Here is a 23,928-nt window from a genome sequence, read left to right on the forward strand (position 1 = left end):
TAAAGTTGACGTTATTGCCCGCGCAATAACGCCCCTTATATCGCCATAGCATAATTAGGCTGCACTGGTTTCTCCCCATGAAAGGGAAGGAATTGTTACTCCAGCCGCATCAAAATGCATAATTTTGTCTTGTGCAGCCGTTAAGTTAATCACGTCGCCATAACTTACCGGGCTATCACCGTCGGCCTTAACCGTAAGCGTGCCAATGCCCTCTACGTGAACATGTAGGAAAGTTTCTGAGCCTAAGTGTTCAATCACACCCACCTTACCTGTCCATAGCCCCTTTGCCTCAGTAATTTTGAAATGCTCTGGACGCACGCCTAGGCTACATGTGGCATCGTCACCTTGAGGCGTCACGTCAATGAAATTCATTTTAGGTGACCCGATAAAACCAGCGACAAACCGATTAATCGGTTTTTGATAAAGCTCTAAAGGGGTGCCTACCTGTTCGATGATACCGCCGTTAAATACGGCGATACGGTCAGCCATGGTCATCGCTTCTACCTGATCGTGAGTAACATAAATCATTGTAGTAGCTAAGCTTTTGTGCAGCTGCGATATTTCTAAGCGCATATTAACACGAAGCGAAGCATCTAAGTTAGACAGGGGCTCGTCGAATAAAAACGCTGACGGTTGACGTACAATCGCACGGCCAATCGCCACACGTTGACGCTGACCTCCCGATAGCTGGCCCGGTTTGCGGTCGAGGTAATCGGTAAGGTTTAACATGCTGGCTGCTTTTTCTATCTTTTCTTCTATCACCGCAGGCGCAACTTTGGCCCGCTTAAGCGGGAACGCAATATTGTTGCGAACCGACATATGGGGGTAGAGCGCATATGATTGAAAGACCATTGCAAGCCCACGTTTAGCTGGCGGCATATTGGTGGCATCTTCACCGTCGATATCAATACTACCGCTGGTAGTATCTTCAAGCCCGGCAATCATTCGCAAAAGCGTAGATTTACCACAACCTGAAGGACCGACAAACACAATAAATTCACCGTCACGGATATGTAAATCGAGCGGTTTAATGACATTCACTTCGTCAAAATTTTTTGTCACTTGCTTTAAAGTAATACTTCCCATTTGAGTATCTCCTATTTAACCGCGCCGAAACTTAATCCGCGCACTAATTGTTTTTGACTAAACCACCCTAAAATAAGGATAGGCACCACCGCCATTACTGAAGCGGCAGAAAGCTTGGCATAAAACAAGCCTTCTGGGCTTGAATAACTAGCGATAAATGCTGTTAACGGCGCAGCATTCGCGGCAGTAAGAATCAGCGTCCAAAACGCTTCATTCCACGCCAAAATAACATTAAGTAAAAGGGTTGAAGCAATACCAGGAAGCGCAATGGGCAGTAGCACGTGAAAGATTTCTTCCTTTATTCCTGCCCCGTCCATACGTGCAGCTTCCAATATTTCATGGGGTATCTCTCTAAAGTAGGTGTACAGCATCCATACCATGATAGGTAAGTTAATTAGGGTCATCACAATTACCAAACCTAACCGGGTATCAAGTAGCCCAAAGTCACGGAACAACAAGTAAATAGGTATAAGTACCCCTACCGGTGGCAACATCTTGGTAGATAGCATCCACATAAGTAAGTTTTTGGTGCGTTTCGTTTGCACAAACGCCATAGACCAAGCGGCTGGGATTGCAATAAGCAACCCGAGTAAGCTGGCACCTAAAGATATAATCACTGAGTTTAAAAAGTGTTCAAAGTAGGGCGAGCGCGCTAAAACATCGGTGTAATTTTCCAACGTCCATTCAAACATGAACAAACTTGGCGTAGCAGAAATAGCCTCTGCTTCTGTCTTAAAGCTGGTGATCATGGTCCAAAGGATTGGAAAGAAGAGCATTCCACTTATCGACCATGCCAATAGGGTGTAAACAACTTTTGATTTATTCGTTTTACTTATCGCCATTACTTAACCCTCCAAGTTTTTACCAATTAGACGCATGAGGAAGATGGCGACAATATTGGCGATAATGACCGCCACAATGCCACCCGCTGAACCACCGCCCACATCGAATTGAAGGAGTGACTGGGTATAGATTAAATACGTAATATTGGTGGACGCGTAACCTGGCCCGCCGCTGGTTGTCACCAATATTTCGGCAAAAATAGATAATAGAAATATGGTTTCAATAAGAATAACAGCTGTTACCGCACGAGATAGGTGAGGCAAAACGATATAAAAGAACTTGCTAAACGGCCCTGCACCATCTAAATCAGCGGCTTCTAGCTGCTCACGGTCTAAAGATTGGATAGCTGTAAGTAGAATAAGCGTTGCAAAAGGCAACCACTGCCAAGAAACAATTATAATAATTGAAAACAAGGGCAGTTCAGCAAAAAAGTCTACCGGCGCTACACCAATGAACTCAGCGAAATGGGCAAAGAGACCATTCACCGGGTTCATGAACATATTTTTCCATACGAGCGCAGACACGGTAGGCATTACGAAAAATGGTGCAAGCACCATAATACGTACGTAGTTGCGCCCCCATATGGCTTGGTCAAGCAATATGGCTAAACCAATGCCGCCACCGATAGTGATAAACAACACACCACCGACAAGCAGTAAGGTGTTAAAGAAAGACTCTATAAATGCAGGGTCTGTTAGAAAGAATTCATAGTTTAACAAGCCAATGAATTCATTATCGCCAGGCATGAGTAAGTTGTAGTCTAAAAATGAAAAGTACAACGTCATGCACAGTGGCACAATCATCCAAGCAAGTAGCAAGGTGACCGAAGGAAAAAGCATGATTTTGGCTAACGTACGAGATTGTGTTGTCGCCATTGCAAGCCCCCTTGTGTAGAGTTTAATGGGGTAAGCGCCCTATGCACCTACCCGCTAACAGAAGTTTTTTATTTAGGGTATCGCGCTTTACGCATGGCTCTTTCCACCAAACGCTGTGAGCTTTTAAGTGCTTGATCTACCGTCATTCGGCCTGTAAGGGCTGCGCTAAATTGCTGTCCGACTGCGGTGCCTATACCTTGAAACTCTGGGATAGCAACAAATTGCACGCCTACATAGGGTACCGGTTCCACAGTAGGGTTTTTGGGATCTGCTGAATTTATGGAGTCGAGGGTAATTTCAGCAAACGGTGCAGCCTGCATGTATTCAGGGTTGGCATAGAGTGAAGCACGGGTTCCAGGCGGTACATTGGCCCAACCTTTTTTATCAGCAACCAGCGAAGAATAGCCTTTTGATGCTGCCCAACTAATAAATTTCATTGCAGCATCGCTCTTCTTACTACTAGAAGGAATGGCAAGAGTCCACGCCCAAAGCCAGTTTCCACGCTTCCCTAGCCCATTGTCTGGCGCTAGTGCAAACCCTACTTTGTCGGCCACCTCTGAGTCTTTTTCATTGGTAACAAAACCGCCTGCCACAGTCGCGTCAATCCATATGCCACACTTGCCGGTTTGGAAAAGCGCAAGATTTTCATTAAATCCGTTGGCAGAAGCTCCCGGTGGGCCATATTTGTCCATTACGTCAACATAGTATTCAAGCGTATTTTTCCATGCCTTTGAATCGAACTGCGGTTTCCAGTTTTCGTCATACCAACGGGCGCCAAATGAATTAGCCATCGATGTAATTAACGCAATATTTTCGCCCCACCCTGCTTTCCCTCGCAGGCAGATACCGTATACCCCAGCATCTTTGTCTGTCATGGCCGCTGCAGCTTCACGAATAAAGTCCCATGTAGGCGCTTTTGGCATCGTTAAGCCTGCTTTTTCCATCAAGTCAGTCCGGTACATTACCATGGAGCTTTCACCGTAAAAGGGGGCAGCATAAAGCTTATTGTTAACCGACAAACCGCTTCGAATAGCCGGCAATAAGTCGTCTATATCGTACGACTCTCCCAACCCATCGAGCTCTGTTAACCAACCTTGCTTGCCCCAAATGGGCACCTCATATGTGCCGATAGTCATTACATCATATTGACCGCCACCTGTAGCAACATCTGTGGTTACCCGTTGACGTAGAATGTTTTCTTCCAGCGTTACCCACTTTAGTTGTATATCTGGGTATTTCTCTTCAAAGTCATTACTTAGAGATTTCATCGTGATCATGTCACCGTTATTCACGGTCGCAATGGTAATTGTTTCGGCACTGGCCACAGCACTGATAGTCATTGCGCCAGCAAGCAGTAGAGATAGTTTTTTCAACATCGGGTGGTTCCCCTTTACGTTTAATAGGTATGCCTTTCCCCTCCCCACGCAAAGCGGGGATAGCAAGACATGCCAGACTTGTAACTAAATAACTTGGTAAGGACACCTGCGCTAGCGTTAACATGTCGCTAGCGCATGAGTAATTTGAGGCTTAGAACTTCACAGAAATTTCAGACGTAATTCCATCAAAGCCTGCACCAATTTGGCCGCCTGAGTTAACGCCTTCGTCTTGATCAACGTATTCCACTTTCCATAATGTTCTATCGTTTATCCAATAACCCGCTGAAACTTGTAGGCGAGTAACTTCATTGTCGGTTTGTTCAATAAGATTAGACGTATTTTCAGCTTCTGCGTAACGTGCTGCTACGTAAAACGTATCTTCGATGATGTATTGCTGCGCTTCCACTACCCAATATTCAACTGAAGAATCTGCTTCGATAACCTGGTTTGAGTCAAACGTCGTTCCTGCGGGGTCAAGCACGCCCTCGGCACCGAAATAGGTAATACCGGCAACAGCATTTCCTTGTGTATCAGCAAATGTATAATCGTCAGAGGCCTTACCAAGCATCAAGATAAGGCTGCTTTGGTCTGAAGGTTGATACGCTAAGTTTAACTGCATAATAGATTGGTTAAGGCCAGGAAGTGCACCTACGTGGGTATCTCTTTCGCTAGACGCCGAGGCAGAGAAGTTATAGTTTTCACCATCGCCGAAACGATAGTTAGTAGTAGTAACACCATCTAGGCTAGCCACACCATCGTTGAAAACCAATTGGTCGCCCTGATTCGCTTTAAAGAAATTAAGCCCTGCTTTAAAGCCACCGGCAAATTCTAACGTACCTTGCAGGCGATAATTGTATCCGCGGTCCTCTTGGAAGGCTTCACCAAAGCTTGAGGTCGTCATATGGCCTGCTACGTTATAAGCCCGTAACACTCCACTATCAAAGCTCTCGCTATAACTTAATTGAATGCCGTTTTCCGCTGTAGCGTAATCTGTAATGCCGTTACCAATTAGCGCATTGCCTTGGTTGTCAGCACCATCTTGGAAGCCTTTAAACTGGAAGGGGGAGGCGCCTATATTACCTACACGTAAAATTAGGCTGGCATTCTCTTTTTCATACTTTGTTAAGCCAAATAGATCAAATTCGATACCTGCAAAGTCTTGGTGAAATGAAAAGTCTCGGTCACCATTGTTTCCAAAATCATTCGGCTCTTCTGCGATATCAATATCGGCTGTAATGTTGTCAGTAATTTTAAACTTAAACATCAAATTAACTCTTAAACGGCCAAAACCATCTGATTGTGTTTCGTCCTCAGGGCGAAATGCACCGTCTTTCGCTTGTATAGCCTGGTAATTTTGCATTGCTAAAAAGTTAACTTGTACGCGGCCATCAAGAAACTCGTTCGGTTCGCTAGGCGGCACATACATAGGTTTTTCTTCGCTCAATTCTTGTGCTGCTACCAAAGGCGATGCTGTTGCTGCTAATACCGCGCTAGCAACTAAGCCCAATTTAGCGATAGTAAAATACGAACGACCTGACGTTTGATGACACTTGTTAATTTCCAGCATAGTGAACCCTCTAGGTAGTAATTTGTTCTTTGGTAGTTATTGAGCACTCGTTCATTTGTTAACCGGTCGTTACACGCTGCGTAAATCGCTACTCGTTAGCGTGACCCAAACCTTCCAATCAACTGCCCATGTAACGAGCATATGATCAAATTCACCTTTTAACGTCAACTATTTTTTAACATTATGTTTTCATAACAACTTAAAAAAAATAACCATAATCAAATGAAATCAATAAGATACAAATAAGACAAAAAGTAAAGAAGTTACTCGGTAGCGGAAGAAACGCCCAAGATAGGGTGAAAGCTGGGGCCAAAAGAGGCGAACAATTTTCACAAAAGGGGAAGGAAACGTTGAGCAATCGCTAAAATAAAAGGCATATACCCTAAATTTAGACCTACTTACAAAAACAAGAGCGAGGAAGATGTTAAAATATTCACCCGCCGTAGATACGAGGGAATTTCACGGCGCAACGGGTTCCCGCTAAAGAGAATTCGTCATGGACGCCTACCTTGTGAAAATAAAATGTAACAAGTAATTCGCACAGGGCCTATATTTTAATCTACCCAAATTACAATAATTGGGCATAATACAAACAACATTAGCGTTAAGAATAATTAAATAATAAATTAAAAATAGATAAGGAACTTCTTCATGTTGAGAAAAACCGTGGCGCTTTCCCTCGCCTGCATCGTAACGTTATTGGGGTGTGGTGGAGGTGGTGGTAAGGGCGAGACGGGTGGCGGTACCCCACTGAGCCCGCCTCCGCCCACAGGCGCTTTTTTTGCAGACTCTCCGTTGGATTACAGCATTGCAGCACTTGATACGTTAGACAGCATGCTACAACTTGGCTTTATGGCTAATAACCTGGTGTCCTTGCCCAAGGGTACGGTATCTGGTGTGCAGCGTGTATGTCAAAACGGCGGTATAGTGGTTAGCTCATATTCCGATGACGAACCTGAATTACACGTCGGCGAAGTTATTTCTATTGAATTGAGTGACTGCTTCCGTCCAGAAATAAACGACACAGTTGATGGGACGCTTTCCGTAGAAATCCAGTCCTATAATGCAGCGACTGGGATGATGTCATTCAATACAACATTCGAAGAAACCGCTATCAATAGTTACGGTGAACTACTTATAGTTGCAGGAGACATGACAATAGCGAGTACGGCCAATAGTGACAGTATCTCCGTAAGCCTAGATATTGATAATGACTTTGGTATATACGCTGCTGGCGATTTAATCCTGTCAATTGGGGCGCTTAGCATTGAACATGTTCGCAATAAACTAACTGCCAAGTATGCGCTAAGCGGTAGCGCCAGTTTATTAGAAACCAATGCAATAGATGCATTTAAGGTTTTGATAAACGAGCCCTTTGTTGGCTACTTTGAAGAATATCCTCATGAAGGAAAGCTTACCCTTTCTTCTCCCGTATCTAATGATCTCGTTGTTACCGCCAACTTCGTCACAGACTCTGCTTTTTACAATTATGCGTTCAGCGGCAACACGGAATTATCAAATTGGTCATACGCAGTAGAAGGGGCAATGTGGTCGAGTGATACCCAGGTTACAGACAGCAACAATGCCACTGAATACAGGGCGGACAATTTTATTTCACTTGGGGTTAATAATCCGAATGCTGACAGCTCAATTTCCGTATTTAGCGCCATTGAGTTCTATTTTTCTCGCCCCGTTGCGCGCATAGAGGTAGATAATGCCTACTTTGAGAGTTTTGCGAGTCAAGTGGACAACGTAGACGCTGTGTTAGACGTAAACGGTGCGGTGGTAACAGTGATGCCAACGAAGCCGTTAGAACCCGGCACAGAGTATACCTTACCAGGTTTTCGTGCTTACGACGCTTTAGGGCAATCAGTTTCAATTGTTTTTCCTACGTTTTACACATCAACCGAAGCGTTAGCCGATATTCAGCTTTCACACTATTTCGCCAATCGTTCGGATATTCCTACACTAACTGTAGAGGGCACCTTTGCCAATAACGGTGAGGTCCAACAAGTTAGTTGGCAGGAGTTGAGCGACTATGGGGTAACGTTCATTGAGCAGGAAGTTAATAGTGTCGCGCTCGATCTGTCGGATGTTCCCGAAGATACCAATGAAATTGTGATCCTGGCGGAAGTTCAAAGTAACAATGGCTTAACCGCTTATACATCAAAAGAAATTATCGTACTACCCAAATCAGATACCTTGCTGGCTATCGTGAGCGATAGGGGGGATTGGGTAGGACAAGGGCGTTCTATGTCATACGACGAAAATGAAGGTGTGTTCGAAATAGCGAGCTACTCCACATCCAATTATATCCATTTCAGATTTGAAGCAACCAACACATACGATTACTGGACATTAGATTTTCAAGCCCCCGAAGGACAAGATCTTGAAGTAGGTGTGTATGAAAATGCCACGCGTTACCCATTTCAGTTAGGGTTAGCGCCGGGGCTCGACTATTCGGGGAACCACAGAGGCTGCAATAGACTCTATGGCGAATTTGAAGTTCTCGAGATTGAATTTGAAGACGGTACGCCGACAAAGCTTGCCGTGGACTGGATTCAATATTGTGAAGCCGAAGACGCCCCACCTTCTCGTGGTGTATTACGGTATAACTCCACGGCGGGCGTTAGCCAGTAAACATTCTCTAAGGGCGCTTATGTAAGACTAAGCGCCCTTTATTTCGTTTATAAACGCCTACGTGGAATATGCATCTAAACAGACGTGTGGGCGTCAGCTATCCTTTCCTACCCTCAACCCATCTATTTTTAAACCCACCACCGCTACGCTTAGTATACAAACAAGATTACAGGTCGTTTTCCAACTCTTTTGAGGTTTACTATGTTCCCATTTACTTGGTTGCGGTTTTGCCGACGCTTTTCTGCCCTTGCTGTTGGTACTCTTTTTTTTGCTAGCGCTGCACTCTCACAAGAAGCTACCTCTTATGACAAGACGCTTAGCGGGTTCGATTACCCTTTTGAGGTAAATACATTTGCGCTTGCTGAGGCGGATAAAACAATCTCAATGGCATACATGTACTTGCCCCCCAAACAGGGGATGTCGGTGGTAACACTTTTTCATGGCAAAAACTTTAATGGCGCCTACTGGCAGCAAACCGCAAATATGCTACAAAAAATGGGGTTTGGGGTTTTAATACCAGACCAAATTGGTTTTGGTAAATCATCAAAACCTACAAACTATCACTACAGTTTTGCCCGCTTGGCCCATAATACGAAAAAACTAATGGATAAATTAGCCATAGAAAACAGTATCATTGTTGGCCATTCAATGGGCGGGATGCTGGCAACGCGATTTAGTCTTATGTACCCAGAGCGCAGCGAAAAATTGATTCTAGTTAACCCGATTGGATTAGAGAACTATTTACGCTATGAGCATTACACAGACGTAGAAACGGTGTATCAAAGCGAGCTGGCTAAAAAGCCAAACATGATAGTGAACTATCAAAAGAAAAACTACTATGATGGCGAATGGACGCAAGAATACGCTCAGCATGCCGCGTTTTTACAAGGGTGGATCAATGGGCCCGACTGGCCTACGCTGGCAAGGGTAAATGCATTAACCTACGATATGATTTTTACCCAACCTGTTATCGAAGAGTTCCAATACCTTCAGGTTCCGACGACCTTAATACTCGGTACCCGCGATAGAACAGCGCCGGGGCGCGCTAACAAAAAAGCGGGTGTGACAAGAGAGTTAGGACGCTATGACAAACTAGGTAAAGAAGTCAAAAAGCGCAACAACAACATACAGCTAATAGAGCTTAGTGGTCTTGGCCATCTACCTCACATAGAAAACTTTGCGCGTTTTAAAGCACCATTTGTAAGCGCATTGACTGACTGATCGCGTCGTCACGGGTGGTTACCACCAAGTCGATACTAAAACGTTGTGGCGTGGCGCGTTACTGGCCCCCTTTATCACGAAAACGTAGCCATTCCACAACACGTATCGCTTATTGGCATTGAAGACATACCAATGATGGCGTTTTTCATCACGCCCATTACGGTTATTAATATACGCCCTGTAAGACGAACTTCTGTAGTCGTCGGCCAGTATTGACCTCTGTAGTATAAAGGTTTCCTTTACTATCAGTATCAATACTATGAAGCCAAATAAACTCACCGGCATAACGGCCGTTTTTACCTATAGAGCCTAATAAACTTAATGAGGCCTTATCATATATCCAAATGCGCCCGTTCATCATATCGGCAATATATAGGTAGGTTTCATCTGGCGAAAATGCTACATCTGTTGCTGTACCTAACCCTCCGGTGGTTGGTGCTACTGCGAAATTACGTACGAAGGTAATACTGCCGCTATCTTCCCGTTTGAATATTTGGACACGGTTATTTCGACGATCGCATACATAAATAAAGCCTTCGCTATCTTGATTTATGCAATGCACAATATCGCCAAAGACTGGGTTTTTAATATCAACGCCTTGAGCTTGGGCTTGGGTTGCTTGCGACTGGTCAAAGTCGCCATCGCGAGTGGGGCCGGTAGGCTGTTTCCCGTAGGCACCTAAAATCTGTGTAGCCTGTCGCTGCTCAACATCAAAAGCTGCAATTCTTGCGTTAATATAACCATCAGCCACCACAACTTCATTGCGGGCAGTATCAAAGTACATATCAGCTGGATTGCCAAGGGTAGAGGTATCCATATTACCATTGGTTGCGCCCCGCGCTCCCATTGCCTGAATAAACTCACCATCGAAATTGAAATTCACCACAACGTGATCATCTTTACCATTACCTGCAACCCATACCGTATCATTGTTATCCACATACAAACCATGCACGTTAACGGGCCATTGATTTACGCCTTTGATATATGGCGCATTTTGCGCGCCGCCCCATGCTTTATCTACCTCCCCTTTCAGATTGAAACGGATAACATGGGGAGCGGGCTCACAACACACCGCGGTGGGCGGCGAAGCAGTTAACCCCGTATCTGTGCGCCCTAGAGAATTAGGACGCTGAAGAATCCATATATAATCGTGACGGTCTACTGATAGCCCTGATACCTGTCCTAACATCCAGGTTTCAGGCAAGGTCGGCCAACTTGCATCAACTTTAAAGCGCGGCATAGGTTTGTCGGTAAGTGGAAACGTTGCCACAGACACTAGCGCAGGTTGTGACTCAACGCTGTGAGGAGCGGTCTCGTTTTGCGCTTCGCACATAGGGGTAAAAAGCCACGTAAAAGATAGCAACCCAGTTAAGTATTTAGTCATCATTCCCACCTTGTGTTCACCCATATGAGCGTTGCAGTTAGATTAGTTTTGAATAGTAAATTATATCTCGCAGTCTTCTTAACGCGTCTTTTACGGTATATCCAGCATCTATGATCTACATTCGGTTGCATATAAGTTTATGTTTAGATAGACGCGCTTACACCGTGAGCTATCCTCTATTACACTCAATTTATCTGTTTTTTTACCTGTTACCCTGCTAGATAGGTTACAAAGGGGGGTTCATACGAGTGACATCTAAATAACAAGAAATACTAATAAAGATAGAGGGAAGATATGAAAGCTATAACATATCGGCTTGTAATGATCTTGATACTGTTTACCAGCGTCAGTTCATTCGCCGCCAACGCAGATCCTAGGGCCGAGTATATTCGCGCCAATTACACTAAGTTTGAGTATGAAATTCCGATGCGCGATGGCGTAACGCTATTCACCTCTGTGTATGCCCCAAACGATCACAGCCAAGCTTATCCTATGATGTTTCAACGTACCCCCTATCGGGTTGCGCCATATGGAGCGAACAAATACAAAACCCGCTTAGGCCCCAGCGAGTCGTTTGAAAAAGAAGGTTTCATTTTTGTGTTTCAAGACGTGCGCGGTAAGTTCATGTCAGAAGGCGAATTTGTGAACATGCGACCGCAAGACGCTTACAAGCGAGGGGGCTCTGCCACTGACGATGCAACAGATACGTATGACACTATCGATTGGTTGATAAAAAATATCGACAATAATAACGGCAAAGTAGGCATGTGGGGTACGTCATACCCTGGGTATTACACATCAGTGGGGGCAATTAACAGCCACCCTGCGTTAACAGCCATTTCCCCGCAAGCCCCTATTGCCGATTGGTTTTTCGATGATTTCCACCGCAATGGAGCGTTTGTAACGCCAATGGCCTTCATTTTCTTCGACACCTTTGACAAACAACGTGACGGCGAGTTTGCGTATTGGCCGAATGGTATGGACCAAGTCACGCCCGATGGCTATCAATTTTTTAAAGACTTAGGTCCTCTAAGCAATGTGAATAAAAATTATTTCAATGGAGAGCGCCCTTTTTGGAATGAAGTTATCGCCCATCCCAACTATGACGACTACTGGAAGTCTCGTGACGTATTACAACACCTTACAAATACTAAACCTGCGACCCTCGTTGTAGGCGGCTGGTACGATACAGAGGACCTTTACGGCCCCTTGTACACCTACCAAACCATGTCACATAAAAACCAAAAGTCCCATATTAAACTGGTTATGGGTCCGTGGTCACATGGGCAATGGAATAGCACTAAAGGAGGCGCAAGTTTAGGAGAAGCTAATTTTGGTTTTGATACCAGCGCATGGTTCCAAAAAGAGGTGTTATTACCGTTTTTCAAGCAGCACTTAAAAGGTGAAGGACAAACATCGCTTGCTACCGCAACCATGTTCGAAACAGGTAGCAATCGTTGGAGAACCTTTGATAGCTGGCCACCAAAAACAGGCAATGCGAAAACACTGTACTTGTCGAATAATGAAGGCTTAACGCCACAAAATAATGCTACTGGTAAAAGTGAATATATCAGTGATCCGAACAAACCCGTACCTCACTCGGCCAAAGTTAGCCGCGGATGGGATAAGCCCTATATGGTGGAAGATCAACGCTTCGCTGCTCGTCGACCAGACGTACTTGTATTTGAGACCGATGTATTGGAAGAAGACCTAACCATAGCAGGCGCCATCGACCTTGACCTATGGTTTTCTACCAATAAAACCGCCGCGGATATTGTAGTTAAACTAGTAGACGTTTTTCCGGGGAAAGATGAAAACACCAATAAAGTAGATAGCGCCACGGGTAATAGACACGAATTAGTAAGATGGAGCGTGATTCGAGGTCGTTTTCGGGAAAGTATGAGCACCCCTATTCCCTTTGTGGCGAATCAGCCCACCCCGGTGAAATTCGATTTATACGATGTGCTTCATACCTTTAAACGCGGCCATAAACTGCAAATACAAATTCAAAGTAGTATGTTTCCGTTTATTGATATTAATCCCCAAAACTATGTTGAAAATATCTTTAACGCTGAGCAAGAAGATTTTGTAAAAGCAATGCATACTATTTATCACAATACTGAATATCCCAGTGCTATTCACTTTCAAACAATAGAATAAACAGCTAATCCATTTATAGAGTTTGAGCGCTTAGCGGCGCTTAGACCCTATAATTACCCTTTTCCACCGAGGTTAATAGACATTCTCCCGGTGCTTAAGTTAATTAGCAATAAACAATACAAAAATGGAAAACACGAATGAAACGTAAAGCACTTACTCTTGCCTGTGCCAGCACCCTTGTTTACGGCTGCGCCACGTCTTCGCCTACTCCTAACGACCAAACCGTAAAACCGCAGGAGTTATCTACCCCATATACACTTAAAACCGGTGGAGAGATATCTCCGCGCCAAAAAGATATTACTGTTGATAAAGCCATCCTGTCTTTTTCCTTCGACTTCGACAAGGAGATATTACACGGTGATACAAAGTTAACCCTGCATGCTCCCGCGCCTCAAAAGGAAGTTTCGGTTGATTTAGATACTCGCTTTGAAATAGAAGACGTATGGCTAAACGGCAATAAATTAGCGAAAAGCGATTACACAAACACCTATGGCGAGCTTATCATTGCGCCAAGCGCAACGATAAGCTTTCCAGCACAACTTAGAGTGGTGTATTCAGGGCATCCTCGCACACCAATAAAAGCCCCGTGGGATGGTGGTGTAATGTGGGAAAAAACATCGGATGGTTCACCTTGGCTTGCAACCGCAGTGCAAGGAGAAGGCTGTGACCTATTCTGGCCTTGTATTGACCAACCTTTTGGCGAGCCCAAGGAAACAGAATTATTTGTATCAGTTCCAAAGCCCTTAGTAGCGGCAACCAATGGCGTACTTATCGATATAAAAGAGCAAGGCGAAGAACGTACCTATCATTGGAAAACCAAATCGGTACATAACACTTACGGAATAGCGCTAAATATTGCGCCTTATGAGCAGCTTAGCGAAGAGTTTACCAGTATATACGGAAATACTTTTCCATTAACCTACTACCACCTGCCAGAAAATGAAGACAAGGCGAAAGCGCTATTTGCAGAACTGCCTGATATGATCACTTTCTTTGAACGCATGATAGGGCCCTATCCTTTTGCCGAGGAAAAAGTAGGAATAGTGCAGACGCCACATCTAGGTATGGAGCACCAAACCATTAACGCCTATGGTAACCAATACCGCAAGGACGACGGTGGTTACGACTGGCTTATGCAACACGAATTTGCTCACGAATGGTTTGGCAACCAACTTACCAACGATAACTGGGATCATATGTGGCTTCACGAAGGGTTTGGTACCTATATGCAGCCCTTATATGCACAATACTTACACGGAAATGAAGCCTATTTTGTGAAGTTAAATGCGCAGCGTAAGGGGTTGGTTAACGCTCACCCTATCGTTAGCAATAAGCTCATGTCGGAAGAAGACGTGTATGAAAAAGGCCCCGCAGGCGATATTTATGCAAAAGGAGCCTGGGTATTACACACCCTAAGAGGACTGATGGGCGATGACGCATTTTTCCGCTCTGTAACAGAGTTAGTTTACGGCCGCCCCGATCCTAAACCAGGAAACTTTTCTCCTGTCTTCGCCAATACCCAAGACTTTATCGATATTGTAAATAAAAACAGTGAGCAAAATTTAGATTGGTTCTTCGATGTCTATCTGTATAGCGCAAAATTACCGGAACTTTTAGTGAAACGCACCGATACAGCAGTTACATTTAGTTGGAAAACTGAAAATGACTTACCTTTCCCAATGCCTTTAGAAGTAAGTATTAATGGCAAGGTAGTAACCTTAGATATGCAAAATAACGCAACAGTTGAAGTAACTAAATTTGATACTGTTATGGCCGATCCAAACAGTAAAATACTGCGCTATGAGCAACGCTATGAAGATTTTAAAGCCTATAGAGCAGCAAAAGCTAAGAGGACGTCACAACAGTAATATTAAGGTAGGCGTTGGCATCATCACAGCTCTATCGAGCGGGATGCCGACGTCACTCTTTTCCTACATGGCTTATTGCCGCGAACTAATAGATGCCCAATGCCAAAGTGGGCATTTTCTGCCAGTATACCGCTTAAAAATTGTATCGGATCTTTTACTACTTTATGGCGGCAGATCTGCCCCAAGAAAGCGCACAAAACACCTAGTTACCCCCGAAAATTGACACCTTCTGTCAACATCAATCAATAAAGATACAACAAGACTATCAACACCAGAGTCCTATGCTCGAACAAGATGAACAAGGCACTACACCGAGAGGGATTTAGTCAGTGAGGGAAAGAAGAGCGCAGCTAAAAAATGGCGGTGCAAAAGCAATTGTCAGTCTTCTGCATCCAGCGCGCATCGACACGAAAATGTGACTCCTTTGCTATCCGCTGATGAGGTGAGAACACTCACCTACTGCGTAAAATCTATGTGAGTTGTAGTATTTTCCAGCCTGCACGGGGGGCACCTTCGCGAACAAAATGTTACACATGCTTAGGTTGTATAGTGAGCGGTTTAGACGGTTAACGCGTAGAGATTTAGGCAATACGGAAATAATCTCTAAAGACCATTGAGGGTTAACCGTAATGCGTACAAATTTAGATGAGTCGGAGGAAGTAGACCTGCAACCCAATACAGATAAAGTATATAAAAGACAACCACACCTTACTATTAAGCGCGTTCGATGTGGTAAGCAGGGCACGTACTATCGGTACTCTTCGGGTAAAAAAGTTACCGGCCAGCGCGTACTAAGGCGTATAGAGAGGTTGGTCATTCCGCCGAATTGGCGAGAGGTTTACATTAGCAAAGATCCTAGCGAAAGCGTTCAGGCTATTGGTGTTGACGCGAAAGGACGTCGCCAATATTTATACCATGAAAAATGGCATAAGCAGCAACAGGCGGAAAAGTTTGCAAAGTTAGCCCACTTTGGGAAAAACATTGCACAATTTCGTGGTCGGTGTAAGCGTTTATTGGACGCTAATATTTGGAACAAAGATCGAGCTTGTGCCCTCGCGTGTCTACTTCTAGACCATACTGGCGTACGCATAGGAAACCCACAATACAGTAAGCAAAATGATACCTATGGACTTACCACGTTGCGACGCAAACATGTTCAAAAAGCCTCTGATAAATATGTCGAATTACGGTATGCAGGTAAGCACCACAAAACCAGAATCATCCACATCGATGACCCCATGCTCGCGTCATTAGTGTGCGAATGTGCCGAGTCACAAGGGTATACTCTGTTTAGGTACCAGCTCGATGATAAAACATGGCAAGACATAACCAGTGACGACGTTAATGAATTCATTCACCTACATATGGGCAACGAATTTTCTTGCAAAGATTTTCGTACATGGGCAGGCAGCCGTTACGCCGTTGATAGTTTGATTGACGTTGGTGAAAAGGTTACTCAAGGGCGTAATAGAAAGTGGGCAACAACCCTTAGTAAACACGTTGCAAAATTGCTTGGAAACACCCCGAGTGTATGTAAAGCCTATTACATACACCCAAATATATTCAAGTACGTAGAGAACACCACTCAGCGTACAAGACTTTTAGAAAACGTTGTTCAGATACATGCACGCAACGACACTTCGGATAACCACACGCGTTATGTCGAAAAGCTTCTAATGACAATAATAGAAAGCTGAATTTTCTGTTAATTTGTGTGGCAACGCGCAAAAACGTATACGGAAAGCACGTTCACGATAGACGCTTTTTATTCAATCCACTAGAGTGTTAAGCAAAGCTTATACGCTGGCACTGCGTTGCGTCGAGCTATGAGTCTTATTGCGTTGTCCTGTGTTACCTTTTCCTGCAGACTTACTGTGTGCTCTTCGGCGAGCAGAACGCCCAGCGTCGTGACGACGATCGTTGCCGTTGCGCTCAGCAGATGCGCTATTCATTGGCTTGGGCTTCTTTGGTTTCTTTGCTTTTTTAGGCGCCGATAGAGTTGTTTCTGGCACTTTTACCTGAGGTTCAAACCCCTCCATAATCTCGCGTGGCAACAGGCGCTGAATAAGGGTTTCAATATCTTTTAACTGCTGTAATTCTTCAAGACAAACAAATGACCACGCTTGGCCACTCGACCCAGCTCGCCCAGTTCTTCCGATACGGTGAACATAGTCGGCGGCGGTGTTAGGCAAATCAAAGTTAATTACCACGGGTAATTCACTAATATCGATTCCCCGTGCGGCAATATCGGTCGCAACTAAAACATCAATTTGGCCATTCTTAAACTCTGATAATGCTTTGGTTCTAGCACCTTGACTTTTATTCCCGTGAATAGCCGCACTCGGTATACGCGCCTTACTCAGCTTTTCCGCTATCCGGTTGGCACCATGTTTGGTTCTGCTGAAAACTAAAACCTGTTTCCACTTATTTTGTTTGATCAGGCAGATTAACCCAGTGGTTTTTTTCGACTTATCGATAGGCACTAACCGTTGCTCTATTTTTTCTACCGTAGTATTGGCAGGCGCAGTAGAAACTTTAACCGCGTCTATAGTAATAGATTGCGCTAAGGTTGTAATTTCTGGTGAGAAAGTCGCAGAAAATAGCAATGTCTGACGCTTTGTTGGAAGCAACTTCAAAATACGCTTAATGTCGTGAATAAAGCCCATATCAAGCATACGGTCGGCTTCATCAAGCACTAACATTTCAAGCTCGTTAAACTTCACTGCGTTTTGCTGATATAAATCGAGTAACCGGCCAGGCGTTGCAATCAGTACATCCACCCCTGAACGCAGCGCTTTCATTTGTGGGTTAATTCCAACACCACCAAACACCACTGCGGTTTTGAGGGGCAAAAATTCACTAAATGAACGCACATTGTCTTCCACCTGTGCAGCTAGCTCTCGCGTAGGCGTGAGTATTAATGCTCTGATACTGTTTGACGACGCCCTTCGCCCCTCAGATAATTTATGTAGCATAGGTAAAGAAAAACCTGCCGTTTTCCCTGTACCTGTTTGTGCAGCGGCTAAAACATCTTTTCCTTCAAGTACCAGTGGGATCGCTTTCTCCTGGATGGGAGATGGCGATGTATAGCCCTGTTTTTCAATAGCTTGTAAAAGCGGGGCTGATAATCCCAACTTAGTAAATGGCATAGATGACTCCTGAAAAATAAATATGACTATAGGACATAGCCGAATGGCGCTGGAGAGCTATCAGTTTGTAGCAAGCTTAAAACGGTAAAGGTCAAAATGTGAATCGCGTGAGGGACTGACAAAGAACTAACGGCTGAAGCGTTTATCAAATTTAAATAGTACCAACAAATCTTGCGCGCATATTACCACTGTTCCCCTTCTCTCGCCAGCTTATTTTTTAACCAACACTAGCAAAGAACCTGCGCTATTTGTGACGCGGCTTTGTAATCGTGGTGATGAACCCTATTATCACTCATCGTTCACGCGTTTTCTTACGCCCAAAATAAAACAGGCTTCTTACGAAGCCTGTTACTTACTAGGGTACTCAGTGAGTTATGTTGTTTTTATTTACTTGAGTTAGTGCTGACTGTGTTATTCGCTGTTTTCGTAACATACCCGTAATACGCTAGGTACCACGGTCAAAGATTATTACCAAAAATACAACCAAAACACCTTACCAATAAAAGACCCCGCGGCGGCCCGCACACACCTACGCCACCACAGGTGAAAGCAAATTAACTGTTACATGAAAAGTCTCACGAACAAACATTAGTGTTTAAGGCAAAAGACGGGGTAAGATGATTTATTTACCGTGCCCTCTGCTAAACCGGTAGACAAAACTTATCAAATGGGAAACCAAAGATCAACAACAATCATTACCAATATACAGATAAATGTTAGACCAATACACAAAGACAGGTTTATTGGGTAACGCTCTGGGTGTAGAGCTCGCTGCTAATAGGTGTAATAAAAAAGACTTACCCAATAAATAGCTTTACCTTACCCGTCGTAAAGGTTAAAAACCGCCTATTATTAAATTCCATGTTAGTGGATGTTTTGGCGGTATCTTAGTTATGAATTTGGATAGCTTTTTCAATTCAATACAACAACAATTTTTGTCGATTGAACGTTTGGTATATAGCGATAGTTTTATGCTACAGGTGGGCGCAATTTGTTTAATTTACGCCCTAGCATTACTCATTGCCCGCCAAGTAAAGCTTTCCTTTAGCTTTACTAGAAAGCCTCCCGCGGCAGGGTCGCATGCGCTACATGGGCTTATCTACAAGTTAAGAGGCACGCTATTTCCTGTTTTAACTATAAGTACGCTGAAGCTGATTACTGTGGTCTCCGAACAATTTCAGTTTAACGCCTGGTTATTAGAAGTAGCGGTTATCTTAGCTATCATGTTGTTTGTTCATTCGTTAATTCGAAACTTTGTTGAGAACCGCTTGTTTGCAAGCTTCGCTAGATGGGTTGCCCTTCCCTTGTTATTTCTACACCTAATAGGTGTACTCCCGGTGATTACCGGTGCACTAGAATCTATCTCAATTGCTGTGGGCAATGTACAGATTTCCGCCTATGGGGTTACCCGAGTCATTATTTTTGGTGCATTGCTATTTTGGCTTGGGCGGGCGTCTAATAACGTGGGCCAAAATATCATTCGTAACCACAATACGTTAGATGTAACGACTAAAGAAGTTTTCGCTAAACTCTTCGAGGTCGCGCTTTTCTGTATTGTTTTTCTCCTACTCCTTAACGTAATGGGAATAAACTTAACCGCCCTTGCTGTATTTGGCGGCGCTTTAGGTGTAGGGCTAGGCTTAGGGCTTCAAACTATCGCTTCTAACTTTATCTCTGGCATCATTATTCTCCTCGACCGCTCATTAACTGTTGGCGACTACGTTGAATTGGAAGATGGCCAAAAAGGTATCGTACGAGAATTTAAAATGCGCTATGCGGTATTAGAAACCTACGACGGTAAAGATATCTTAGTGCCTAATGAGAAGTTTATTAGCTCGTTGCTGGTTAACTGGACGCATAAAGATCCTAAGCAACGCTACAGAATAGATTTTTCGGTGGCATATAAAACTGATATCCGCCAAATGGTAGAAATTATTAAAGACGCAGTAGCACAACATCCTCAAGTGATAAGTGGCGAAAATATTCCTTTTGAAGAACGCCCCGATTGTGAAATTGATAGCTTCGGCGATTCAGGGGTTAATATGTTTGTAGAGTTCTGGATGGAAGGTGTAGATGACGGTAAAAACCGAGTAGGTGGAGATTTGTTACTTACGGTGTTTGAAACCTTGCGCGAACACAATATTGAAATTCCATTTCCTCAGCGTGAAGTACGTGTATTAAATAAACAAGAAATGGGTCTATCAAATACTACGCCTTAAAGCTGATTAAAAAGGGAGCTTAAAGCTCCCTTATAAGTCACACTTGAACAGGCTATTTTATAGGTTGGCTAAGATCGTGGCGAAGATCGAAACGATCCAGCGTCATTACTTTGCTCCATGCTTTTACAAAGTCATTTACAAACTGTTGTTTCGCGCCGTCGTAAGCGTAAACTTCGGCCACCGCACGTAACTCACTATTAGAGCCGAAGATAAGATCCACCGGCGTACCTGTGTACAATACTTCACCGGTTTGTCGATTTACCCCTTCATACACCTCTTCACTATCTGTCTTCTGCCACTTGATCCCCATATCCATCAAGGTAACGAAGAAATCATTGGTTAGCGTACCCGGCTTGTCGGTAAACACGCCATGCTTAACCCCCCCAGTATTCGCGTCTAACACTCTAAGGCCGCCTAGCAGTACTGTCATTTCAGGCACTGTTAAATACAGCTGGTCCGCCTTATCTACCAACATTTCTGTAGGTGGGCGATAGCTCTCAGCAGGATTGTAATAATTGCGAAACGCATCTGCAGTAGGCTCTAATAACGAAAATGAGTCTACATCCGTCTGTTGCGCGGTAGCATCGCCGCGCCCCGGTACAAACGGTACTTCCACCTCGACACCTGCATCTGCTGCCGCTTTTTCAATGGCGGCCGCGCCTCCTAGTACCACAAGGTCAGCTAGCGATACTTGTTTTTTAGAGAACATCGCTCCGTTAAAGTCTTGCTGTATGTCTTTAAGTTTTGCGATAACTGCTTTAATAGTTTCTGGCTCATTAACCGGCCAGTTTATTTGAGGCTGCAGTGCTATCCGCGCTCCATTAGCTCCGCCGCGCAGGTCGGATGCGCGGAAACTCGCAGCCGCCGCCCACGCAGTTTTTACGAGTTGTGGTACCGTTAAACCCGAATCAAGTATTTCAGCTTTAAGCTCTGCTACATTAGAAGGTTCAATAAGTTTATAGTCTACGGCGGGAATAGGGTCCTGCCATATGAAGTTTTCCTTCGGAATATCATTGCCTAAGTAGCGTGATTTAGGGCCCATATCTCGGTGCGTTAACTTAAACCATGCTTTGGCAAAGGCGGTAGAGTATTCCTTCGGATCGGCTAGGAACCGTTCTGCAATCGCGCGATATTTAGGGTCGTACTTTAATGCTAAATCTGCTGTGGTCATCACTGGCGCATTACGTTTACCGGTAATATGAGCATCGGGTACTGATTTATGCAGCGACTCATCTGTGGGTATCCATTGGATAGCCCCAGCCGGACTGCGCGTTTGCTTCCACTCAAAACCTAGTAGGTTTTGTAGATAGAGGCTCGTCCATTTCGTCGGTAATTGTGTCCAAGCGCCCTCTAAGCCGCTGGTTATGGTATCTTCAGAATGTCCTTTGCCACACCGATTTTTCCACCCTAACCCTTGCTCTTCCACTCCCGCTCCACCAGGTTCTGCCTCTAAGCAGTCAGTGGGTTTGTGAGCACCATGCATCTTACCGAATGTATGCCCCCCTGCGATAAGCGCCACAGTTTCTTCGTCACTCATAGCCATTCTGGTAAAGGCGGCTCGAATATTTTTTGCTGACCCAACAGGGTCTGGCACGCCCTTCGGTCCCTCAGGATTGACGTAAATTAGCCCCATATGGGTGGCACCTAGAGGACGTTGTAGTTTGCCGTCTTTTTCTTCGCGATCACTGGCGAGCATTTCTACTTCAGGCCCCCAATAAACCATGTCAGGCTCCCAATCATCGGTACGCCCGCCCGCAAAGCCATAAGTATCAAACCCCATATTTTCCATGCCTACTGTACCGGCAAGGATCATAAGGTCACCCCATGATAACGCTTCTGCGTACTTCTGCTTTATCGGCCAAAGGAGACGCCGCGCTTTATCTAAGCTTGCGTTATCCGGCCAACTATTTAGTGGGTCAAAACGCATTTGTCCACCATCGCCACCGCCACGGCCATCTAACGTACGGTACGTGCCCGAGCTATGCCATGCTAAACGGATAAAGAAAGGCCCGTAGTTGCCAAAGTCGGCAGGCCACCAGTCTTGCGATGTAGTGAGTATATCGTTGATATCTTGTTTTACCGCGGCCAAATCCAGTTGAGAAAAAGCGTCTGCGTAGTCAAAGTCTTCACCAAGAGGATTAGAGCGTGCGTCGTGATCCCGCAATTGCGATAAATCAAGCTGTTCTGGCCACCAGAACCTATTATTTTTAGCCTGAAATGCCGCTACAACACCAGAGCCTTTCGCTCCCGCAGGTTTAGTCATTTGGTCATCTGCAAACACAGATGTTGTGGTAAGCGTTAACGCTATCAAGCTAGATAGCGTGGTTTTGTTAAACCTTTTCATGATGTTGTCCCGATATAATTAAAATTCTTTAGAGGGCTAAATAGAAATTAGCAGCGTTACTTCGCCGTTAACATTAAATTTACTTTCACCTTCTAAAAGATAGTTAGCACGGGACAATATTTACAGTTGATAAAACCAATGACACTGATAGGAAAATCCGATCAATATCGCAAGCTTATGTAAAGTAAGACTTAATACCCTATAAAGTTGCACTTTACAGGCATGTTTTTAGGCTAAATTTGTTTACTCTTAGCCGTGAAGTCTTTACATACCAGCACGCAACTTATGCAGTATAAAAAAGCACCTTCCCTACTCACTGGCCAAATAGTAAACATTTTCTATCCCTAATTTGAAAACTTTTCTCACTATTTTCCGCCAATCAGTCACATTTACGCTGGCATGCCATTTGAATTATCTCGTATAGCTGAATGAGATAAATTAACGATCAAGTTAAGGATATAAGCGAGTTCTCAGCGGCTCGTTCTTAGGTTAAGGACACACATAAAAGTGAAAAGCCAAGGATATCTTTTAGACTAGAGAGGAAATCATTATGAAAAAATCACTTATTGCTATTGCTAGTATCGCAGCATTCACATCATACGGTGCATTTGCACAATCAACTGGCTATTCTATTGAAGACAGCGGCATCTACGTAGGCGGTAACTACGGATACTTGAAGGCCGAAGGTGAAGACGATTTTGATGACGATAAAGATGTATGGCAAGGTATTCTAGGTTACCAATTCAACGATTGGATTGCCGTTGAAGGTAGCTACATTGACTTTGGTGATTATGGCACCGATTTAGCGGGCGCAGAAACTGACGGCTACACAGCGGCAGTCAAAGGTATTTTACCATTAAACGAGCGCTTTTCTCTATACGCTAAGGTGGGCCAGCTATGGTCTGAAACCGAATATAACTTCGGTGAAGCAAACGGCGACTATGACGACGAGAGCCTGTTTGTAGGTGCAGGTCTTAGCTATGCTATTACCAAAAACTTCTTGGTAAATGCTGAATATACTATTTACGATACGACACTGGATGCGGACGAAGCAGTAGATGATATCGATGACACTGACTTTGAAACTGACCTAAAACAAGCGAGTTTAGGTATTGAATACCGCTTCTAAACGCAGGCGAGTTAACAAGTTAGAGAAAGGGCGGCGTTAGGTCGCCCTTTTTACGTGCGCTTTA

Annotated in this window: 15 protein-coding genes; 7 read left to right on the forward strand and 8 right to left on the reverse strand. The window is 44.3% G+C overall.

All coding sequences use genetic code 11. The features are described 5' to 3' along the window. Positions 1-54: 54 nt before the first annotated feature. From GTH32_RS14335 to GTH32_RS14355, 5 genes are all read right to left on the reverse strand, one after another. Positions 55-1,086: an ABC transporter ATP-binding protein gene (locus tag GTH32_RS14335; protein WP_163087027.1), complete on the reverse strand. Its 1,032-nt coding sequence runs from the start codon at positions 1,084-1,086 to the stop codon at positions 55-57. Positions 1,087-1,097: 11 nt separating this feature from the next. After that, complete coding sequence (locus GTH32_RS14340) at positions 1,098-1,928, reverse strand: carbohydrate ABC transporter permease (RefSeq protein ID WP_163087029.1); 831 nt, start codon at positions 1,926-1,928, stop codon at positions 1,098-1,100. Between the two features lie 3 nt (positions 1,929-1,931). Beyond that, complete coding sequence (locus GTH32_RS14345) at positions 1,932-2,804, reverse strand: carbohydrate ABC transporter permease (protein WP_163087031.1); 873 nt, start codon at positions 2,802-2,804, stop codon at positions 1,932-1,934. Positions 2,805-2,872: 68 nt separating this feature from the next. Beyond that, positions 2,873-4,180, reverse strand: a complete 1,308-nt coding sequence (locus GTH32_RS14350) for an ABC transporter substrate-binding protein (protein WP_163087033.1) — start codon at positions 4,178-4,180, stop codon at positions 2,873-2,875. 151 nt (positions 4,181-4,331) lie between these two features. Further along, on the reverse strand, positions 4,332-5,606 hold the full coding sequence (locus GTH32_RS14355) for a hypothetical protein (protein WP_163087084.1): 1,275 nt from the start codon (positions 5,604-5,606) through the stop codon (positions 4,332-4,334). A gap of 792 nt (positions 5,607-6,398) precedes the next feature. Here GTH32_RS14355 and GTH32_RS14360 point away from each other — a divergent pair. Together GTH32_RS14360 and GTH32_RS14365 are read left to right on the forward strand one after the other, a co-directional pair. After that, positions 6,399-8,387 (forward strand): Ig-like domain-containing domain, encoded by a 1,989-nt coding sequence (locus GTH32_RS14360; protein ID WP_163087035.1) that lies wholly within the window; start codon positions 6,399-6,401, stop codon positions 8,385-8,387. Positions 8,388-8,588: 201 nt separating this feature from the next. Beyond that, entirely contained in the window at positions 8,589-9,608 is a 1,020-nt protein-coding gene (locus GTH32_RS14365; RefSeq protein WP_163087037.1) for an alpha/beta fold hydrolase, read from the forward strand. 166 nt (positions 9,609-9,774) lie between these two features. Here the strand turns inward: GTH32_RS14365 and GTH32_RS14370 are convergent, their stop codons facing one another. After that, positions 9,775-10,998, reverse strand: coding sequence for an NHL repeat-containing protein (locus tag GTH32_RS14370; protein ID WP_163087039.1), 1,224 nt, complete (start codon positions 10,996-10,998; stop codon positions 9,775-9,777). A gap of 291 nt (positions 10,999-11,289) precedes the next feature. Between GTH32_RS14370 and GTH32_RS14375 the strand changes: the two genes are divergently transcribed. From GTH32_RS14375 to GTH32_RS14385, 3 genes are all read left to right on the forward strand, one after another. After that, a complete protein-coding gene (locus tag GTH32_RS14375) occupies positions 11,290-13,155 on the forward strand; it encodes a CocE/NonD family hydrolase (RefSeq protein ID WP_163087041.1) in 1,866 nt (621 codons plus the stop codon). A gap of 137 nt (positions 13,156-13,292) precedes the next feature. Beyond that, complete coding sequence (locus GTH32_RS14380) at positions 13,293-15,023, forward strand: M1 family metallopeptidase (RefSeq protein ID WP_163087043.1); 1,731 nt, start codon at positions 13,293-13,295, stop codon at positions 15,021-15,023. 629 nt (positions 15,024-15,652) lie between these two features. After that, positions 15,653-16,720, forward strand: coding sequence for a DNA topoisomerase IB (locus tag GTH32_RS14385; RefSeq protein WP_163087045.1), 1,068 nt, complete (start codon positions 15,653-15,655; stop codon positions 16,718-16,720). 99 nt (positions 16,721-16,819) lie between these two features. Here GTH32_RS14385 and GTH32_RS14390 read toward each other — a convergent pair whose 3' ends face one another. Next, the gene (locus GTH32_RS14390; protein WP_163087047.1) at positions 16,820-18,172 is read right to left on the reverse strand and encodes a DEAD/DEAH box helicase; all 1,353 of its coding nucleotides are present in this window, start codon (positions 18,170-18,172) and stop codon (positions 16,820-16,822) included. Positions 18,173-19,065: 893 nt separating this feature from the next. Here GTH32_RS14390 and GTH32_RS14395 point away from each other — a divergent pair. Then, positions 19,066-20,391, forward strand: a complete 1,326-nt coding sequence (locus tag GTH32_RS14395) for a mechanosensitive ion channel family protein (RefSeq protein WP_163087049.1) — start codon at positions 19,066-19,068, stop codon at positions 20,389-20,391. 52 nt (positions 20,392-20,443) lie between these two features. On the opposite strand, the gene katG is transcribed toward GTH32_RS14395, so the two are convergent. Next, the gene (gene katG / locus GTH32_RS14400) at positions 20,444-22,735 is read right to left on the reverse strand and encodes a catalase/peroxidase HPI (RefSeq protein WP_163087051.1); all 2,292 of its coding nucleotides are present in this window, start codon (positions 22,733-22,735) and stop codon (positions 20,444-20,446) included. A gap of 550 nt (positions 22,736-23,285) precedes the next feature. Between katG and GTH32_RS14405 the strand changes: the two genes are divergently transcribed. Next, the gene (locus GTH32_RS14405) at positions 23,286-23,864 is read left to right on the forward strand and encodes a porin family protein (RefSeq protein ID WP_163087053.1); all 579 of its coding nucleotides are present in this window, start codon (positions 23,286-23,288) and stop codon (positions 23,862-23,864) included. Positions 23,865-23,928: the final 64 nt, after the last annotated feature.

This window comes from Alteromonas profundi (assembly GCF_010500865.1).
Lineage (GTDB): Bacteria > Pseudomonadota > Gammaproteobacteria > Enterobacterales > Alteromonadaceae > Alteromonas > Alteromonas profundi.

Coding starts and splice junctions, on each gene's coding strand:
- katG (WP_163087051.1), bottom strand. CDS start 22,735: ATGAAAAGGTTTAACAAAACCACGCTATCTAGCTTGATAGCGTTAACG.
- GTH32_RS14350 (WP_163087033.1), bottom strand. CDS start 4,180: ATGTTGAAAAAACTATCTCTACTGCTTGCTGGCGCAATGACTATCAGT.
- GTH32_RS14375 (WP_163087041.1), top strand. CDS start 11,290: ATGAAAGCTATAACATATCGGCTTGTAATGATCTTGATACTGTTTACC.
- GTH32_RS14360 (WP_163087035.1), top strand. CDS start 6,399: ATGTTGAGAAAAACCGTGGCGCTTTCCCTCGCCTGCATCGTAACGTTA.
- GTH32_RS14345 (WP_163087031.1), bottom strand. CDS start 2,804: ATGGCGACAACACAATCTCGTACGTTAGCCAAAATCATGCTTTTTCCT.
- GTH32_RS14380 (WP_163087043.1), top strand. CDS start 13,293: ATGAAACGTAAAGCACTTACTCTTGCCTGTGCCAGCACCCTTGTTTAC.
- GTH32_RS14395 (WP_163087049.1), top strand. CDS start 19,066: ATGAATTTGGATAGCTTTTTCAATTCAATACAACAACAATTTTTGTCG.
- GTH32_RS14370 (WP_163087039.1), bottom strand. CDS start 10,998: ATGATGACTAAATACTTAACTGGGTTGCTATCTTTTACGTGGCTTTTT.
- GTH32_RS14365 (WP_163087037.1), top strand. CDS start 8,589: ATGTTCCCATTTACTTGGTTGCGGTTTTGCCGACGCTTTTCTGCCCTT.
- GTH32_RS14405 (WP_163087053.1), top strand. CDS start 23,286: ATGAAAAAATCACTTATTGCTATTGCTAGTATCGCAGCATTCACATCA.
- GTH32_RS14340 (WP_163087029.1), bottom strand. CDS start 1,928: ATGGCGATAAGTAAAACGAATAAATCAAAAGTTGTTTACACCCTATTG.
- GTH32_RS14385 (WP_163087045.1), top strand. CDS start 15,653: ATGCGTACAAATTTAGATGAGTCGGAGGAAGTAGACCTGCAACCCAAT.
- GTH32_RS14335 (WP_163087027.1), bottom strand. CDS start 1,086: ATGGGAAGTATTACTTTAAAGCAAGTGACAAAAAATTTTGACGAAGTG.
- GTH32_RS14355 (WP_163087084.1), bottom strand. CDS start 5,606: ATGTATGTGCCGCCTAGCGAACCGAACGAGTTTCTTGATGGCCGCGTA.
- GTH32_RS14390 (WP_163087047.1), bottom strand. CDS start 18,172: ATGCCATTTACTAAGTTGGGATTATCAGCCCCGCTTTTACAAGCTATT.